This is a genomic window from Paracoccus sp. (in: a-proteobacteria) (assembly GCF_030604785.1).
Taxonomy (GTDB): domain Bacteria; phylum Pseudomonadota; class Alphaproteobacteria; order Rhodobacterales; family Rhodobacteraceae; genus Paracoccus.
In genome coordinates this window covers 56,555-74,244 of record NZ_JAUVVF010000010.1, presented here as the reverse complement: position 1 = coordinate 74,244, position 17,690 = coordinate 56,555, and the positions used below count along the sequence as shown (strand labels likewise).

Sequence of the window (17,690 nt, the reverse complement as noted above, 5' to 3'; positions counted from 1 at the left end):
GTCCTGACACCACAATGCCTCGGCGCACTGGCAACCCCCGGCGCCCGGACCCTGGAGCGGATCGAGGCGCTGTCGGCACGCCACCCCGGGATCACGGTAGCGGCCTTCCTGACACGGGACGGCGTGCCTCGCCTGCTGTCGATGGACCGGCTCAGAGAGTTTGTGCAGTCACGGTTGAAAAAGGAGGGCATCACGGTGGAACTAGACGCCGATCAGGACGATCATCCTGACCCCGGCGTTCACTAGCTGGCCCAAATACCTGTCTGGAGTGGCGACGGATCAGGCGCTCAAAAAGACGCAATGCTACCCCGGTCGCTACCCCGCAGCCGGTCGAGACCAGGAAATACCGCAATTTCAACAACTTGGAAAAGGGAAGTGGCGGAGCAGGTGGGATTCGAACCCACGGGACCATCTCTGGCCCGACCGATTTCAAGTCGGTTGCCTTAGACCACTCGACCACTGCTCCGCCCGCCTTCTAGCCCGCAACGGCGGCTCTTGCCAAGAGAGCGTCTTGACCGATCCCGCCCCTTGCAGGCCGGGACGCCTGTGATATCCCGCCACGGACACAGGGAAGGCGATGCGATGAAAGCCCCGATCTCGTTCTATGACCTGCAGGGCCTTGCCTTCGGCATCCTCATGGCCAGCCTGGGTGTGGTGTTCCTCAAGGCGGCGGGGCTGATCACCGGGCAGGCGGCCGGGCTGGCGGTGCTGCTGTCCTACGTCACGCCGCTCGGCTTCGGGCTTCTGTTCATGGCGATCAGCGCGCCCTTCATGCTGCTGGCCTGGACACGACGCGGCCCGGCCTTCACGCTGCGGACACTGGCCGCCGTGGCAGGGATTTCCCTGCTGGCGCCGTGGCTATCCGAGATGATCCGCTTCGAGGCGCTGCCGACCGTGCTGGCGGCGATACTGGCGGGGAGCACGGCCGGAGTGGGGTTGGTCGCGCTGTTCCGGCACAATGCCTCGGCCGGGGGGATGGCGGTGCTGGCGTTGGTGGTCGAGCAGAAAACCGGCTTTCGCGCCGGCTGGTTCATGATGGGCTTCGACGCGCTGATCTTCCTGTCGGCGGCCTTCGTGCTGCCGCCAGACAAGGTGCTGGCCTCGCTGCTGGGGGCAGCGGTGCTGAACGCGATCATCGCCTGGAACTTTCGCATCGCGCAGGCGGGTGCGGCCAAGCCCACGGACGGACCGGCCTGAGGTCAGGCCTCGGCCCGGCGCAGCCGGGTTTCCAGAAGATCGCCGCTTTCCGTCAGGATCGGATAGGCCACCATCACGAAGCAGGTGTTGATCTGCTTCAGCTCGCGCAGAACCTCCTGATGAATGCTCGAGGTCGCGGCGCTTTCCGAATTGCCCAGCCGCAGCCGCGACAGATGCGATTGCTGAAAGCCCTGCTCGCGCCGGCGCGCCCGTTCCTTGCGCGATACCAGTTCGCGCGCTGCGGCAGGGTTGCGCGTCATCAGCACATGCAGCGCCGATTGCGCGTTCGCCAGGACATCGTCGTGGAAATCCAGCAGCTCGGCCTTACCGTCGGGTGAAAAGGCCAGACCCTCGGCGCCCATCTTGCGGGCCAGACCAAAGGTCATCCGCGCGACGGCGTCGCCTGCGGCCTCGAACTGGGCGGCCTGTTCGACGATCTCGGCCAGACGGCGGGACAGCTCGGCATCGAGTCCCTGACCCAGGGCGGCCAGATACGCCTTGGTCTCATCATGCATCCGGTCAAGGCGCGCCTCGTCCGCGGCGATGGCCTCGGCGGCGGCCCGGTCCCACTGATCGAAGAGCGGCATCACGCGGCGCAGCATGCGCTCGGCCGTCTCGCCCATATGCAGGACCTCGCGCATGGCGCAGGCCAGGGCGCGCTCGGGGTCCGACAAGGCGGCGGGGTCCAGCGCGCCGGGCCGTTCTTCGGGGCCGGGCGCCTCGGCCGCGCTGCGGATGACCCGCGACAGCGCCGCCAGCACCAGCGGCGCCAGCACCAGGCCCGCAAGGGCGCATCCCAGGTTGAACAGCAGGTGCAGGTTGATCAGCTGCTGACCGGCAGATGCGCCCAGCCACGACCAGTCCGGCGCGGCTATCGTCATGGCGACCAGCATGGCGCCCGCCCCGCCACCGCGCACCAGCACATTGGCCCAGACCACCTGGCGCGCCGCCGCGGCCGCACCGAGCGTCAACGTCACCGCGATGAAGCTGCCGCCCAGATTGGCGCCCAGAACCATCGCCGCCGCCACCGGCACCGTAAGCACGCCCTGCGCGGCAAAGACCATGAACAGCAGGACCGCGGCGACCGAGGAGTGGATGATCCAGGCCAGAGCCGCCCCCAGCACGAAGGCCAGAAGCGGATCGCCCTGCAGATAGGTCGCCACAAAGCGCAGACCGTCGAATTCGCGGATCGGCACGCTGGCGGTCGCGATCATGTCCAGCGCGACGAAGATCAGGGCCAGCCCGATCAGAATGCGGCCGATCTGGCGGCCGGGCTTTTCCTGCGTGCGAAGGAAGGTCACGACCCCCGCCAGAAGCAGCAGCGGCGCCAGCCACGAGGGCCGCAGCACCAGCGCCTGCACCACCAGCGCCGAGCCGACATCGGCGCCCAACACCATCGCAAGCCCCACCCCGGCCGAGATCGTGCCGGCCGAGACGAAGCCCGCGACCAGCATCGCAACGGCTGTCGCGCTCTGCATCAGCAGGGCGACGGTCGCGCCGCTTGCCGCTGCAAAGGCACGGTTGCGCTCCGAGGCGCGCAGCCACCGGCGCAGCTGCGGCGCGAAGGCGCGCTCCATCCCCGTGCGGACCATGCGGACCGCATAGATCAGCAGAGCCGCCGCGCCCGCGACATTCAGAAGAAAAACCAGCATTGCACGCCTTTCATGGACAGGCTCCACCAATCGCGCGGCAGATGGAACACCTTCGAACCTTCAAGCGCCTCGTCTGGCAAGGAATCGAAAACACTCGCACATTCGATAGTTAGGAATGTGACGTTTCGATGACAAGCCGCTTGTTGGTCCCGGCGCGGATTCCCTGCTTGCCTCCGTCCATGGCCGGACGGACGCCCTGTCTATGCTTCTGGATGGGTCCGCAGCCGGTTGGCCGTGTAACAGCGCCCGTCCCGCAACCGTTCCCTGCAAAAGATGGCCCCAGAGCCTTGCCGAGGGAGATTGTGATGAGCCCGCGTGACCTTTGCCTTGATGGCAGCCACAGGCAGTCGGACGCAGCCGCGCTGCGACAGAAGGCGATCGAGGCGCTTGACGAGGGCGGGCTGGTCCTGCGCGCGACCGAGCCCGGGCTCGTCGATTTCGGCGCCCTGCAGGTGCTGCTGTCCGCCGCCTGCGAGGCGCGTCGGCGCGGCCTGCCCATGGGCATCGACGCGCGCCTTGCCGATCATCTGGCGCCTGACATGGCGAAGCTGGGACTGCCCGAGCCGGGCAGCCTCTTCGCGCCGATACTTCAAGAAGGGCAAAGACCATGACCAAGACCATTCTCGCCGTCGATGACAGCCCCTCGATCCGACGCATGGTGCGGATGACGCTGCAGGAGGCCGGCTATGACGTGATCGAGGGCGTCGACGGACAGGACGGCCTGGAAAAGGCCATCGGCACGCGTGTCGACGCGATCATCGTTGACCAGAACATGCCGCGGCTGGACGGGATCGGCATGATCCGCGCGCTGAAGGCCCATCCCAACGGTCAGGGCGTTCCGGTCGTGGTCCTGTCGACCGAATCCGAGGAATCGCTGAAGACGCAGGCCCGCGAAGCGGGGGCGCTTGGCTGGATGGTCAAGCCGTTCTCGCCCGAAAAGCTGCTGGCGGTCGTCAGAAAGGTGGCCGGGTGATGTCGGACGAGCTGACCGCTGCCTTTCTTGAAGAGCTTGGGGATCTGGTCGAAAGCCTCGAACGGGGGCTTCTCGACCTCAAGGCCGATCCCGACCAACCCGAGCGCGTCAACCAGGTATTCCGCGACCTGCACACGATCAAGGGCAGCGGGGCCATGTTCGGCTTTACCGCGCTGGCGGGCTTCATCCACGATTTCGAGACCGCCTTCGACCGTGTCCGCAGCGGCAAGGCCTCGGTGACGCCTGACCTGATCCGGCTGGGTCTTGCGGCGCGCGACCAGATCCCGGCTCTGGTCGAGAACCTGCCCGATCCCGATGACACGCGCGGCGAGATCCTGCGCGCGCTGAACGCGCTGACCGGCGGCACGCCGGCGGGCGCCGCGCCGGCCGCTGCCAGCGGCGGCACCGAACCGGAACCCGAAGCAGCCGCGGGGGCCGAGGCACGGCTGACCTTTCGCCTGACCGGCCCGGCGCTGGCGCTTGGCGCGCGGCCCGACCTGATCCTGCAGGAATTGCGCAGCCTAGGCGCGACGGATATCGTCGCCCATCTGGATGACCTGCCGCCCCCCGATCGCCTGGACACCGACCAGAGCCATCTCGCCTGGTCGATGACCCTGCCCGCCTCGGTCCGGCGCGAGGATCTGGACGAGGTCTTCCTGTTCGTCGATGCATACTGGCGCTGGCAGGCGGCGGCAGAACCTGCCGAGACCCCGACCGTCGAAGCGGACGCGCCAGCCCCGGCCGCACCGACGGTGACGGCGGCGCTCCCGGCGGAACGCACCGCCGCGACGGCCGCCCCTGCTGCTGCCCCGGCTTCGGCCCAAGGCGCGGAATCGGCCGCCTCGGTCCGCGTTCCCGCGGCGCGGCTGGACACGCTGATGGACGCGGTCGGCGAGCTTGTCACCGTCGAGGCCCGCCTGACCGAGATCGCCCATGCCAGCCGCGACAGTGCGCTGATCGCCACCGCAGAACTGATCACCCGGCTGGCCGGACAGTTGCGTGATGCGACCATCGTGATGCGGATGGTGCCGATGCGCAGCCTGATCGGGCGTTTCCGACGGCTGATCGACGGCCTGTCCGAGTCGCTTGGCAAGCCCGTCGATTTCGTCGTGGTCGGCGAAGAGACCGAACTTGACAAGACCATGATCGAGAAACTGGCCGATCCGCTGGTCCACATCCTGCGCAACGCCATCGATCACGGCATGGAGATTCCGGCCGAGCGTGCCGCCTCGGGTAAGACGCCCACCGGGCGGATCGAACTGGCGGCGATCCATGCGGGCGGCGAGGTGCTGATCCGCGTGCGCGATGACGGGCGCGGCATGAATGCCGAGACCATCCGCGCCAAGGCGGTTGAACGCGGCCTGCTGTCCCCCGATGCCCAGCCGACCGAAAGCCAGATCTTCTCGATGATCTTCGAGCCGGGCTTCTCGACTGCCGAGACCGTGACGGAGTTGTCCGGGCGCGGCGTTGGAATGGACGTGGTGCGCCGCACCATCGAGAACCTGCGCGGCAGCATCGATGTCGAAAGCAGCCTCGGCTCGGGCACCACCGTCACGCTGCGCCTGCCGTTGACGCTGGCCATCATCGACGGCCTTCTGATCGAGGTCGGGCAGGAACGATACACCGTGCCTCTGGCCTCGGTGAAAGAGATCGTCGAACTGCCCCCGTCAAAGGCAAAGGCCAGCCGCACCCAGGATTTCCTTGACATCAGGGGACGCTTCGTTCCGTTCCTGCGGCTGGGGACGCTCTTTGCCTGCGAGGCGCCGCCCTCGGTGACCCAGAACGTCGTCATCGTCGAGGCGGCCGACGGCATCGTGGGCCTGGTCGTAGACCGGATCATCGGCACGAACCAGACGGTCATCAAGCAGATGTCGAAACTGCACCGCTCGGCGCGCTCGATCTCGGGCGCGACGATCGTGGGCGATGGCAGCGTGGCGCTGATCATCGACGTGCCGCAACTGGTCGCGCTGGCCGGGTCGGACGCCTATCGCACCGCCGGCGAGGCCGCAGCATGAAGGACAGCATCGCCGTGACCCAGGTCCTGACCATCACCATCGGCGGCCAGCTTCTGGCCATCCCCTCGGCCAACCTGCGCGAAATCCTGGACCCCCTGCCCCGGACACGGGTGCCGGGGGCCTGCGCCTCGGTGCCCTGGGTGCTGAACGTGCGCGGCGCGGTCGTGCCGCTGGCGGAACTGCGCATCCCCCTGGGACTGGACCAGCCGCCGCCCGATTGCGAAGCCACGCGCCGCTTCGTCGTGCTGGAGGTCGATGTGGCGGGCGAGCGCGCCATCGTGGCGATCATCGCCGACAGCGTCCATGACGTGACCGCTATCCCGCCCGGCTCGATCGAGCCCCTGCCCCCTGCCAGCCGGTTCCCGGCGGGCTTCCTGACCGGGATCTGGCGCAACAGCGACGGATTCGTCCTGCTGCCCAACCTTTCCGCGATCTTCACCGATCTTGTGCGACGCAGCGCGGCTGCGTGAACAGAGGAATGCCACAATGAACCTGACCATCCGAATGAAGCTGGCCGCGACCTTCCTTTTCGTCTTCGTGCTGTTCTCGGGCGCGGTCGCATTGTCACTGAACTATCTGCGTGACGCGAACGCGACTTTTCGCGACACCCTCACGACAGAGGTCCGCACGCTGGACCTGATCAAGGAACTGATGGTGGATTCGCTGCTGCTGCGGACGACCTTGGCCGAATACCTGCTGCCGGTCGAAGGCATGACGGCCGAAGACACCCGGATCTGGCGCGACGAACTCGTGCAGCTGACCGATGACATCGAGCTGCGGCTTCAGGAACTGTCGGCGCAGAAGATCAATGACGACATGCAGGCCGAGATCACGAACTTCGCGAGCCTGCTGAACAATGCCGAAGCGACGATGAGCCGCGCCAAGTCGCTTCAGGATTCCAGCAACGCCATGGCGGCGCGGAACCTGTTCCATGGCGAACTGGACCGCCTGGGCCACGCGATCCGCGATTCCGCCGAGCGCCTGCGCGAGATCCTGGGGGAAACGCTGAACGGCAAGCTGGTCTCGCTGGACGAGAACTTCAAGACCGCGCAACGCGACCTGATCGCGCTGCTGGTCATCTCGCTTGTCGTGGGCGCGCTGGCCGCGACGCTGCTGACGCTGTCGATCTCGCGCAGGCTGCTGGCCTCCCGGGCGCTGGCACGGAAGATCGCACAGGGCGATCTGCGCGATCTGGCCCAGATCAAGGGCCGCGACGAGATCTCCAGCCTGCAGACCGCAATGAACGACATGATCCGCCGCCTGCGCGAGATCGTCGCCGATGTCAGCCTGTCGGCGCGCAACGTCGCCGCCGGCGCCAGCCAGATGGCCGCCACGTCCGAGGAATTGTCGCGCGGCGCGACCGATCAGGCGGCGGCGACCGAAGAAGCCTCGGCTTCGGTCGAGGAAATGGCCGCCAATATCCGTCAGAGCGCGGACAACGCCCAGACGACGGAAAGCATCGCCACCAAATCCGCCGACGACGCCCGCGCCAGCGGCGCCGCCGTGGGCGAGGCCGTGGACGCCATGCAGATCATCGCCGAGCGCATCATGATCGTGCAGGAAATCGCCCGGCAGACCGACCTTCTGGCGCTGAACGCCGCGGTCGAGGCCGCGCGGGCGGGCGAACACGGGCGCGGCTTCGCGGTCGTCGCCGCCGAAGTCCGCAAGCTGGCCGAACGCAGCCAGACGGCGGCGGCGGAAATCTCGGGGCTGTCGGCCTCGACCCTGCGGACGGCCAGCAATGCGGGCGCGATGCTGGCGGGTCTTGTCCCGGACATCGCGCGCACCTCGGACCTGGTGTCGGAAATCAGCATGGCGGCGCGCGAACTGGCCACGGGATCGGCCCAGATCTCGATCTCGATCCAGCAGCTCGACAGCGTGACCCAGGCCAACACCTCGGCCTCGGAGGAATTGTCCACCAGCGCGACGCAACTGGCGGGCCTTGCCTCGGAACTGGCCGAGACCATCGCCTTCTTCAAGGTCGAGGCCGGTGACGCCGCGACTGACGCCCAGGCGCCCGAGGCGGCCGAGGCGGCTGCCGTGATCCCGCTGCGCGCGCCCGCCCAGAGCCCGCGCCCCCCGCTGCGCAGCCAGCCCGAGGCGGCCTCCGGCTTCGCCTTCGATCTGGGCGACGACGCTGCGGCCGACGATCTGGACCGCCGCTTCCAGCGCCGCGAAACCGCGTGATCCGGGGGCAGAAGATGCAGACGGGCGCCGATTTCGTGACCTTCTCGCTGGAGGACAGCCTTTACGCGGTGACGGTTCATCGCGTGCAGGAAATCCTGGACATGCGCGCCATCGCGCGCATGCCCGGCACGCCGCCGCATCTTCTGGGCGTGATCGACCTGCGCGGCGCGACGGTGCCGGTCGTGGACATGCGCGTCCTGCTGGGCCTGCCGCCCCGGCAGGACACGCCGCAGACCCGCATCCTCGTCGTGCACCTGGAAACGGACGAGGCCACGGATGCGGTGATCGGCCTGCGGACGGATCGTGTCATCGACGTGGCCTGCCTTGACGAGGACAGCGCGCAGCCCCTGTCCGAGGGGCAGCGTCGGGCCTGGGACGCGGCCTCGATCCAGGCCATCGGACGGCGCAACGGACAGGTCGTCGGCATCATCGACCTTGACGGCCTTTTCCGTGACGTGCCGCGCAGCGGTCTTGCGGTCCTTCCCGATGCCGCGGCCTGAGGTGTCGCGCCCCCTCGCCATGCGTGGCGGCGATCCGATGACCAGCTTCCGGCAGGCGATCCACCGCCTGACCGGGATCAGCCTTCCGGCGACGAAAACCGCGCTGATCGAACAGAGGCTGCGCCGGCGCGTCAACCATCACGGCATGTCCTGCACCGGCACCTATCTGGACGAGGTGATGGCCGGCCGTCTGGGGCAGGCCGAGATCGACACCGTCGTCGACCTGATCACGACGAACACGACCAGCTTCTTCCGGGAAAGGGCGCATTTCGACCACATCGCCGCGGAGATAGTCCCCGAGTTCCTGGCCGACCGGTCGCGCCCTGCCCGCCTGAAATGCTGGAGCGCGGCCAGTTCCGAAGGCGCCGAGGCCTACAGCCTGGCCATGGTCCTGGCCGAGTTGCAGCGCACGGGCCGCCGCTTCGACTGGGCGATCCTGGGCACCGACCTGTCGGCGCCGATGATCGAAAAGGCCCGCCGCGCGGTCTATTCGACCGAACAGGTCTCCCCCATCGAGCCGTCGCTGCGGCGCCGCTACCTGATGATCTCGGCCGATCCCGCGCTGCGCGATCAGGTGCGGATCGTGCCCGAACTGCGCCGCCGCGTGCGGTTCCGGCAGATGAACCTGATGGATGCGCGCTATCCGGTGGATCAGGACGTGGACATCATCTTCCTGCGCAACGTCCTGATCTATTTCGAGATGCAGGACCGGCAGGATGTGGTCCGCCGCTTGCAGAGCCATCTGCGGCCCGGCGGCTATCTGATCGTCGGCCATTCCGAAGGCATGTCCGTGACGCAGTCCGGGCTGCAGCGCATAAGACCAACGATTTTCAGGAAGCTCTGATGACCAGCACCGACCAGGATACACGGATCAAGGTTCTGATCGTCGACGATTCCCCCTCGGCGCGGGTGATGCTGCGGCGGATCGTCGAGACGGACCCGGTACTGCGGGTCAGCGGGATGGCGCAGGATGCCTATTCCGCCGCGCATCTGATGCGCTCGGAACTGCCCGACGTCATCCTGCTGGATCTGGAAATGCCGGGCATCGACGGCATGACCTTCCTGCGCAGGATCATGCAGCAGCATCCGCTGCCGGTGGTGATCTGCTCGTCGCTGACCGAGGAGGGCTCTCGCCGCAGCGTCGAGGCGATGGAGGCGGGCGCCGTCGATGTGCTGCTGAAGCCCTCGATCAGCGACCCCGAAGCATCGATGCGCGTCTGCGACGCCCTGCACGGCGCGGCCCAGTCCCGCCATGCGCGGCGCCGGGGCCTGCAGCGGCCCGTGCGCCCGCTGGTCGCAACGCCGCGCCTTGGCCCCGACGAATTGCTGCCGCCCCCCAACCCGGCACGCGTGGTCCCTCCGGGCGAGCGGATCATCTGCATCGGCGCATCGACCGGCGGAACCGAAGCCCTGCGCGAGGTGCTTTGCGCCCTGCCCCCCGATTGTCCGCCTGTCGTCATCGTGCAGCACATGCCGCGCGGCTTCACCGCGGCCTTTGCCCGCCGTCTGGACGGGCTGGCGGCGATCCGCATCAGCGAAGGCCGCGACGGCATGGCCGTGGGTCAAGGCGAAGCGATCATCGCGCCAGGCGATTTCCACATGCTGCTGACCCGACGGGGCAGCGGCTATGCCGTGCAGGTGCGCGGCGGGTCCAGCATCTCGCGGCACCGGCCCTCGGTGGATGTGCTGTTCCGTTCCGCCGCGACCGTCGCGGGACAGAACGCGATGGGCGTCCTGATGACAGGAATGGGCGTAGACGGCGCGCAATGTCTGGGAGAGATCCGCCGCGCGGGTGGTCTGACCGTCGCGCAGGACGAGGCCAGCTGCGTCGTCTTCGGCATGCCCGGCGAGGCCGTCCGTCAGGGACATGCGATGCAGGTCCTGCCCCTGTCGCGCATCCCGGCCTCGATCATCGGCTTCGGCCTGCGCGGCACTATCGGAGGTGCAGCATGAACGCGATCAATACGGGCCGCGGGCCCTTCGATGTCCTTCTCTCGACGACCGAGGATGCCTTCGTCACCGCAGGCAATTGCCTCGAGGACAGCGTCGGCCGCATCCACGCGCTGCGCGGCGCCTTCGAGACGCTGGAACAGGCGCTCGGCGCCGAGGCGAACGCCCGGCTGCGCGGCCAGGTCGAGACGGTCTCGGATCACGGCGAAAGGCTGCGCCAGGATTTCGAGAGCATCCACGGCGCAAGCGGCAATCTGCGGCTCCTGATGGCGGCGGTGATGACCGAGGTCCGCACCCTGAACGTCATCGTCAAGCTGATCGCCAATGTCTCGATCAATGCGCGCATCCAGGGCAACAGCCTGCTGCGCCCGCGCCCGCAGATCGCATCGTTCGTGGAAACGCTGGCCAGCCTGTCGGGCGAGGCGGAAGCCGTCCTGTCGCATGCGAACGAGGCGATGTCGGCTGCCTTCGCCGCCCTGGCCGGGATCGAGACCGCGCAGGCCGATCTGGCGAACGACCTGCGCCGGACGACGCTGCCCGCCATCGACAGCTTCACCCGCATCGCGCGCCGGATCAGCGGCGAGCAGGGCAAGCTGCGGGAATCGTCCCAGCTGATCGACGAACAGATGCGGCTGGTGGCGGCGGATGTGTCGGGGCTGATCACGGCGCTGCAGGTCGGCGACACGCTGCGCCAACGACTGGAACAGGTCCATGCGGCTCTGCACCTGACGGGGCCGATGCCGCCGCACAAGGCCCTGTCCTTCGGGCTGGCCGCGCGTCTGGCCGACGGCGCGCTTGGCGATTGCCGTGCGCCCATCGACGACGCGCTCGGCGCGCTGGAGGGGCTGTCGCAGCGCGGCGCGGGGATCATGGCCACCGCGGGCTTCACCTCGATCGGCGGGGCACAGGTCTGGGGTGCGTCAGGCGACGATGCCTTTGCCGTGTTCCAGCGCGGTCTGGACGTGACGCGGCAGCATTTCGCCGCGATGCAGTCGGGATCGGGGCGCGTCCGCGCGCAGATCCAGGTCATCCTGGACCAGGAGACGGCGCTGCAGCGCATCGCACAGCATCTGCGCATGGCCGGGATCAACGCGGTGATCGCCTGCGCGAAGCTGGGCGAGGATGGTCGTTCGCTGCGCGAGCTGGCGCAATGGCTGCGCAGCATCACCGATGATTGCGACGCGACGATGACGCGCCTGACGCGGGCGCTTGGCGAGGCGCGAGACGAGGTGCACCGGCTGGGCGACGACCTGATCGGTCGGGTGGACGGCGACCTTGGCGCCTTTCTCGCGCTGGCGCAGGAACTGGGCGCCGAGATCGGCGGCCTGCAGCGCACGCTTGCCGACGCCTCGGGTCAGCTTGACGGCGCTGCCGCCGGCCTGTCGCAGGGCCTTGCCACCGCCGGCGCGGTGCTGGGCGCGGTCCGCAGCCGCATGATCGAAAGCGCGCCTGCCATCGCCTTGCTGCACGCGCTGTCGGCCAACCTGCCCCCGCCCGATCTGGGCGACGACGTCGCCCTCGGCTATCTGGAGGCGATCCGGGCGCGCTATACGATGGCCTCGGAACGCCAGCTGCACGACGCGTTGGTGAACGAACTGGGCGGCCTGCCCGACCGGACCGGGGAGCCACTGCCGCCACCGCCCCCCGTTGAAGTCGTCGCAGCCCAGGACGATCTGGCGGATATCCTGTTCTGACAGGCTCAGCGGGGCGGCAGCAGCGCCTCGCGCAGGGCCGTCACGGGCGGGCGGGCCTCGTCCAGCCGCAGGGCGGATTCCAGATGCGCCAGGTGGTGGCGCATCGCCTCGGCGGCGGCGGCCTCGTCGCGGGCCTCGATCGCGGCGACGATGCGTTCATGTTCGTCCGGGCCGCAGGTCTGGGTGGCCTGGGTCTGATACATCGCGGTGATCAGCGATGTGCGGATGGTCAGCATCCGCAGGATCTTGGACAGAAGCTCGGCATCGGCCAGCCGCGCGATCAGCATGTGGAACTCGCCCGACAGGCGGATGATCGCCTCACTGTCCGCGTCCTGATGGGCAGCGCGCTCGCGCGCGATATGATCACGCAGGGCCGCGATGTCCTCGGGGCCCGCCTGACGGCAGAGACGCAGGACCAGCCTTTCCTCGATGCAGAGCCGTGCGGAAAAGGCGTCCTGCGCGTCCTCGACGCCCGGTTCGGCGATACAGGCGCCGCGATTGGGCGTCAGCGACACAAGCCCGTCCTGTTCCAGCGCGGTCAGTGCCTGACGGACGCGGGCGCGGGTCGCGCCGAAGATCTCGGCCAGGTCCTCCTCCTTCAGGCGCGCGCCCGGTCGCAGGCTGCGCTGCACGACCGCCAGCCAGATCCGCTCGCAGATCCGGCGCACGACATCATGCTTGGGTGTGGTTGAAAACCAAGGCATCGAAATCCCCATCCGTCAGGCGCTCTTAGCGTGAAATACGGGCAAAGACAAAGCCGTTAGCGCAATTCCGAGGCGGCGCATCAGAATTGTCGACAATCGCGTTGACAATACTGTGCGCCCTCCACATGCTTTGCGAAACAGGGCGCAGGACGGCACAAGGACCAGCGGCGATGCAGATTTTCGTCTACAACCCCAATGCCAGCGCCGAGATGACGGCGCAGATCGCCCGCTCTGCCGAACGCACGGCCAGCCCCGGCACACGCGTCGTCACGCGCGGCGCCCGCCCGCCCGTCCCCGCCAGCATCGAGGGCCATCACGACGAGGCGCTGGCCGTGCCGCCGATGCTGGACGCCCTGCGCCGGGCCGAGGCCGAAGGCGCGGGCGCCCATGTCATTGCCTGTTTCGACGATCCGGGCCTCGGCGCCGCACGCGAGGTCGTGGCCGGGCCCGTCATCGGCATCGCGCAGGCCGCGATGCAGGTCGCGGGCATTCTGGCCGCGCGCTATTCGGTCGTCACCACCCTGCCCCGGTCGATCCCGATCATCGAGGATCTGGCCCTGCGCTACGGCGCAAGCCACGCGCTGCGGCGGGTCCGGGCGGTCGATCTGCCGGTCCTGTCGGTCGAGGCCGAACCGGCCCGCGCCCATGCCCTGCTGCGGGCCGAGATCATCGCCGCGCGCGATCAGGACGGGGCCGAGGCCGTGATCTTGGGTTGTGCGGGCATGTCGCGCCTGTGCCACGACCTGACGGCCGAGACCGGAATGCCCGTGATCGACGGCGTCCATGCGGCGGTGCGTCTGGCCGAGGCGCTGGCGGGCGGCGGCTATCTGACCGCGAAGTCGGGCGCCTATGGCTGGCCGCGCGACAAATCCGCCGATCTGGGCGCAGCGCCGCAGCCCGCCTGAAGGGCGGGACGCGGCCGCATCACGGGGCATCCTGCGCCGCTGCTGCGGTCAGTTCCAGCCTGCGACAGCGCGCCTGATGGGCCGGGCCGACCACCTGCATCGCCACCCCACCGCTGCGGCAACCCTCGTCCGCCAGGAAGCAGCGCGGCGCAAAGGGGCATCCGTCGGGCAGGTTCGCCAGATCGGGCGGCGCGCCGGGGATCGCGTCCAGCCGCGCGCCCTTGACCATCGCGTCATGCGCGCGACTTTTGAGCAGGCCAAGCGTATAGGGGTGACGCGGCGACCGGATCAGGTCACGGGCGCTGGCCTCCTCGACGATCTGGCCAGCATACATCACCGCGATGCGGTCGGCGACTTCGATCGCGGCGCCGATGTCATGGGTGACGAACAGGATCGACAGGCCCAGATCGCGCTGCAATTCGCGCAGAAGCAGCAGCACCTGCATCTGCACCGTCGCATCCAGCGCGGTCGTCGGCTCGTCGGCCAGAAGCAGCTTCGGGCGGCAGGACAGCGCCAGCGCGATCATCGCCCGCTGGCGCATGCCGCCCGACATCTCGTGCGGGTAATTGTCCAGCCGCGACCGGGCCGAGGGAATGCGCACACGCTCGAACAATTCCAACGCGCGCGCGCGGGCGGCGTCACGGGTGATCGGTTCATGGCGGCGGATCGTCTCGATGATCTGGTCGCCAAGCGTATAGACCGGGTCCAGCGCCAGAAGCGGCTCCTGGAAGATCATCGCCGCGTCGGCGCCACGATAGGCCGACAGGGTGCGGCGGTCCATCGCCATCACGTCGCGCCCGCCGACCATGATCCGGCCTTCGATCCGGGACCGCCCTTCGGGGTTCAGCCGCATCACGGCGCGCATGGTGACGGATTTACCCGAACCCGATTCCCCGATCAGGGCCACGGCCTCGCCTGGCGCGATGTCCAGCGACACGTCGTTGACCGCGCGCACCGGGCGCGTGCCGCCGGTGAAGGTGACGCCCAGATTACGGATCGACAGATAAGGGCTGGTCATTGAGCGGCCTCCATGCGGGCGGTGGCGTCATGGCCGGACAGGGGGTCGCGGGCATGGCAGGCGACGCGGTGATGGGCGCCGCATTCGATCAGCGCGGGTTCCGTCCGCGCGCAGACCGGCGCGGCCATCGGGCAGCGGGTGTGGAACCGGCACCCCGAGGGCGGGTCGATCGGGTTCGGCGGATCGCCGGTCAGGGCGGGCTCCATCGTCCGGTTGTCAGGATCCATCGACGGCATCGAGGACAGAAGCGCCCCCGAATAGGGATGCATCGGCTTGTCATAGAGCGCCTCGGCCCCGCCAATCTCCGCGACCTTGCCCAGATACATGACCATCACCCGGTCCGACACGAAACGGACCACGTTCAGGTCGTGGCTGATGAAGATGTAGGTCAGCCCGAATTCGGCCTTGAGGTCGGCCAGCAGGTTCAGGACCTGCGCCTCGACCGACTTGTCCAGGGCCGACACGGCCTCGTCCAGGATGATGACCTTTGGGCGCAGGGCCAAAGCGCGGGCGATGTTCACGCGCTGGCGCTGGCCGCCCGACAATTCATGCGGATAGCGGCCCGCGAAACGCGCGGGCGCCAGCCCCACCCGCGACAGCAGGTCATGCGTCCGGGCCAGCGCCTCGGCGGCCGGAGTGCCGTGAACGCGGGCGCCAAAGGCGATGTTGTCCTCGATCGTCAAACGCGGGTTCAGCGAGGAATAGCTGTCCTGAAAGACCATCTGCACCTGCCGGCGATAGGCCTTCAGCGGCAGGTCGGGGCCTCCGACCAGCTTGCCCTGAAAGTAAAGCTGCCCCTCGTCGGGCTGGATCAGGTGCATCAGAAGCCGCGCCGTGGTGGATTTGCCGCAGCCGGATTCGCCCACCACGCCAAGCGTCTCGCCCGGCAGAACCTCCAGATCGACGCCATCGACGGCATGAACGCTCTTGATGCGGCGCCCCAGAAGGCCGCCCCGAATGGGGAAGTGCTTGCGCAGTCCCTTGACGGTCAGGATCGGTTCCACGCTCATTGACGCACCTCCATGGCCGAGCGCAGGCCGTCGGCCAGCAGGTTGAACGAGATCGAGACCATGAAGATCATGACCCCCGGCAGCGCCGCGACCCAAGGCTGCACATAGATCGCCGTGCGCAGCGTGTTCAGCATCAGCCCCCATTCCGGGTTCGGCGGCCGCACGCCGAGGCCCAGGAAGGACAGCCCCGAAGCCAGGATCATGCTGACCGCGATCAGCGAGGTCGCATAGACGAAGATCGGCCCCAGTACGTTGCCCAGCACATGCACGCGCACGATGGTCAGCGCGCCTGCCCCCGAGGCGCGGGCGGCCTCGATGAAGTCCGAGGACCGCAGGCGCGTCGTCACCGATTCCGCGACCCGCGCGATGGGCGGGATGAACACCACCGTCAGCGAGAACAGCGCATTCCCGAGGCCCGCCCCAAGCGCACCCGACAGCGCCACCGCCAGGAGCACCGAGGGAAAGGCGTAGAATACGTCGATCGTGCGCATGATCAACGTGTTGGTCCAGCCGCCCGCATAGCCCGCGACGATGCCGATGGCCGAACCGATGACAAAGGCCATGACCACCGGCGTCACCCCCATCAGAAGCGACAGCCTTCCGCCCCAGATCAGGCGCGACAGCATGTCCCGGCCCAGCTCGTCGGTGCCCAGCAGATGCCCTTCGGTGCCGATGGGCTTGAGGCGGTTGACCAGCCGTCCCTCCAGCGGGTCCATCGGCGCGATCAGCGGCGCGAAGATCGCGGCCAAAAGGATCAGCAGCAGCACGAAGGCCGCCGCCATCGCGGTCCGGTCGCGTCTGAGCCTGCCGCCGACATTGCGCCAGAAGCCGGCGCTGCGGATCGGGGCGGGCGGGGCGAGGTCGATGGTTGCATCTGCCATGGCTTACCTCTTGATGCGCGGATCAAGCGCGCTTTGCATCACGTCCACGATCAGGTTCAGCACCACGAAGAACAGCGCCAGAACCAGGATCGTCCCCTGCAGCAGCGGCAGGTCGCGCTGGAAGATGGCCGAGTTCAGCAGCATCCCCGTGCCGGGCCAGCTGAAGACCGTCTCGATCAGGATCGAGCCGCCCAGCAGATAGCCCAGCTGGATGCCCATCACGGCCAGCGCGGTGGGGGCGGCATTCTTGACCACGTGCAGGAACACCCCCCATTCAGACAGGCCGCGCGCGCGCAGGCCGATGACGAATTCCTGCGCCAGGATTTCCGAGACCAGCGCGCGGACGGTCCGCGCGATGATGCCCATCGGGATCACGCTCATGGTGATGGCGGGCAGGATCATGTAGCTCAGATGTTCCAGATCCAGCCGCCATTGGCCCGACCCGCCCGGGCCCGCCCCCGCGGCAGGCAGCCAACCAAGCTGCGCCGAGAAGATGATGACCAGAACCATCCCCAACCAGTAATGCGGAACCGAGACCCCGAAGACCGCCGCTGCCGAGGCCGCCTTGTCTACCGGAGAATTGGCGAAATATCCCGCTACAAAGCCGAACAGGCTGCCCAGCACGAAGCCGATCACCGTGGCGACGGATGCCAGCATCAGCGTGTTGCCGACCGCGCGCATGACCTCGGTCGTGACCGACCGGCCGGTGGCGATCGAGGTGCCCAGATCGCCCTGCATCGCCCGGCTCAGCCACAGCAGGAACTGCTCGGCATAGCTGCGGTCGAAGCCGTAGAGCACCCGCAGCCGCTCTTGCAGGTCCACCGAAGCATCGGCGGGCAGGATCGAGATCAGCGGATCGCCGGGCGAGATATGGACCAGCGCGAAACAGACCACCGACACGCCCAGCAGGACCGGCAGCGTCAGGATGATCCGTCGGATCGTGTAGGCAAGCATGGCTGTCCCTTTGCTCAGGATGGCTGAAGGCCCCGGAGCGGGTCCGGGGC

18 protein-coding genes and 1 tRNA gene are annotated in these 17,690 nt (G+C 68.2%); 12 read left to right on the top strand and 7 right to left on the bottom strand.

Features of this window, described 5'->3' with window-relative positions:
• A partial coding sequence (locus QAR72_RS05430; protein WP_304616353.1) for a hypothetical protein occupies positions 1-246 on the top strand: 246 nt, incomplete at its 5' end.
• Positions 247-376: 130 nt separating this feature from the next.
• Here QAR72_RS05430 and QAR72_RS05425 read toward each other — a convergent pair.
• A tRNA-Ser gene (locus QAR72_RS05425) sits at positions 377-466 on the bottom strand.
• Between the two features lie 116 nt (positions 467-582).
• Between QAR72_RS05425 and QAR72_RS05420 the strand changes: the two genes are divergently transcribed.
• Positions 583-1,197 carry a YitT family protein gene (locus QAR72_RS05420; protein ID WP_304616352.1) on the top strand — a complete coding sequence of 205 codons (615 nt, stop codon included), beginning with the start codon at positions 583-585 and terminating at the stop codon, positions 1,195-1,197.
• Positions 1,198-1,199: 2 nt separating this feature from the next.
• On the opposite strand, the gene QAR72_RS05415 is transcribed toward QAR72_RS05420, so the two are convergent.
• A complete protein-coding gene (locus tag QAR72_RS05415) occupies positions 1,200-2,849 on the bottom strand; it encodes a Na/Pi cotransporter family protein (RefSeq protein ID WP_304616351.1) in 1,650 nt (549 codons plus the stop codon).
• Positions 2,850-3,154: 305 nt separating this feature from the next.
• Here QAR72_RS05415 and QAR72_RS05410 point away from each other — a divergent pair, with 305 nt between their 5' ends.
• The 9 genes from QAR72_RS05410 to QAR72_RS05370 are packed head-to-tail and all read left to right on the top strand — an operon-like array spanning position 3,155 to position 12,168.
• Positions 3,155-3,460 (top strand): hypothetical protein, encoded by a 306-nt coding sequence (locus QAR72_RS05410; protein ID WP_304616350.1) that lies wholly within the window; start codon positions 3,155-3,157, stop codon positions 3,458-3,460.
• Complete coding sequence (locus tag QAR72_RS05405) at positions 3,457-3,822, top strand: response regulator (protein ID WP_304616349.1); 366 nt, start codon at positions 3,457-3,459, stop codon at positions 3,820-3,822. Before QAR72_RS05410 ends, QAR72_RS05405 begins: the two co-directional genes overlap by 4 nt.
• On the top strand, positions 3,822-5,837 hold the full coding sequence (locus QAR72_RS05400; RefSeq protein WP_304616348.1) for a chemotaxis protein CheA: 2,016 nt from the start codon (positions 3,822-3,824) through the stop codon (positions 5,835-5,837). Before QAR72_RS05405 ends, QAR72_RS05400 begins: the two co-directional genes overlap by 1 nt.
• A complete protein-coding gene (locus tag QAR72_RS05395; protein WP_304616347.1) occupies positions 5,834-6,307 on the top strand; it encodes a chemotaxis protein CheW in 474 nt (157 codons plus the stop codon). Before QAR72_RS05400 ends, QAR72_RS05395 begins: the two co-directional genes overlap by 4 nt.
• 16 nt (positions 6,308-6,323) lie before the next feature.
• Positions 6,324-8,024, top strand: coding sequence for a methyl-accepting chemotaxis protein (locus tag QAR72_RS05390; RefSeq protein ID WP_304616346.1), 1,701 nt, complete (start codon positions 6,324-6,326; stop codon positions 8,022-8,024).
• 14 nt (positions 8,025-8,038) lie between these two features.
• Positions 8,039-8,524 (top strand): chemotaxis protein CheW, encoded by a 486-nt coding sequence (locus QAR72_RS05385; RefSeq protein WP_304616345.1) that lies wholly within the window; start codon positions 8,039-8,041, stop codon positions 8,522-8,524.
• Complete coding sequence (locus QAR72_RS05380; RefSeq protein ID WP_304616344.1) at positions 8,511-9,368, top strand: CheR family methyltransferase; 858 nt, start codon at positions 8,511-8,513, stop codon at positions 9,366-9,368. The genes QAR72_RS05385 and QAR72_RS05380 overlap by 14 nt, the downstream gene beginning before the upstream one ends.
• Positions 9,368-10,477 (top strand): protein-glutamate methylesterase/protein-glutamine glutaminase, encoded by a 1,110-nt coding sequence (locus QAR72_RS05375; RefSeq protein WP_304616343.1) that lies wholly within the window; start codon positions 9,368-9,370, stop codon positions 10,475-10,477. The genes QAR72_RS05380 and QAR72_RS05375 overlap by 1 nt, the downstream gene beginning before the upstream one ends.
• Entirely contained in the window at positions 10,474-12,168 is a 1,695-nt protein-coding gene (locus tag QAR72_RS05370; RefSeq protein ID WP_304616342.1) for a hypothetical protein, read from the top strand. The genes QAR72_RS05375 and QAR72_RS05370 overlap by 4 nt, the downstream gene beginning before the upstream one ends.
• Positions 12,169-12,173: 5 nt before the next feature.
• Here QAR72_RS05370 and QAR72_RS05365 read toward each other — a convergent pair whose 3' ends face one another.
• A complete protein-coding gene (locus QAR72_RS05365; RefSeq protein ID WP_304616341.1) occupies positions 12,174-12,872 on the bottom strand; it encodes a GntR family transcriptional regulator in 699 nt (232 codons plus the stop codon).
• Between the two features lie 170 nt (positions 12,873-13,042).
• On the opposite strand from QAR72_RS05365, the gene QAR72_RS05360 reads away from it, so the two are divergent.
• Positions 13,043-13,777 carry an aspartate/glutamate racemase family protein gene (locus QAR72_RS05360; RefSeq protein ID WP_304616340.1) on the top strand — a complete coding sequence of 245 codons (735 nt, stop codon included), beginning with the start codon at positions 13,043-13,045 and terminating at the stop codon, positions 13,775-13,777.
• A 19-nt stretch (positions 13,778-13,796) separates the two neighbouring features.
• Here QAR72_RS05360 and QAR72_RS05355 read toward each other — a convergent pair whose 3' ends face one another.
• From QAR72_RS05355 to QAR72_RS05340, 4 genes are read right to left on the bottom strand one after another with little or no spacing between them, the layout of a single operon-like run.
• Positions 13,797-14,795 (bottom strand): ABC transporter ATP-binding protein, encoded by a 999-nt coding sequence (locus QAR72_RS05355; protein WP_304616339.1) that lies wholly within the window; start codon positions 14,793-14,795, stop codon positions 13,797-13,799.
• Positions 14,792-15,805 carry an ABC transporter ATP-binding protein gene (locus QAR72_RS05350; protein ID WP_304616338.1) on the bottom strand — a complete coding sequence of 338 codons (1,014 nt, stop codon included), beginning with the start codon at positions 15,803-15,805 and terminating at the stop codon, positions 14,792-14,794. Before QAR72_RS05350 ends, QAR72_RS05355 begins: the two co-directional genes overlap by 4 nt.
• Positions 15,802-16,686: an ABC transporter permease gene (locus QAR72_RS05345; protein WP_304616337.1), complete on the bottom strand. Its 885-nt coding sequence runs from the start codon at positions 16,684-16,686 to the stop codon at positions 15,802-15,804. The genes QAR72_RS05350 and QAR72_RS05345 overlap by 4 nt, the downstream gene beginning before the upstream one ends.
• A 3-nt stretch (positions 16,687-16,689) precedes the next feature.
• Positions 16,690-17,640 carry an ABC transporter permease gene (locus QAR72_RS05340; protein ID WP_304616336.1) on the bottom strand — a complete coding sequence of 317 codons (951 nt, stop codon included), beginning with the start codon at positions 17,638-17,640 and terminating at the stop codon, positions 16,690-16,692.
• Positions 17,641-17,690: the final 50 nt, after the last annotated feature.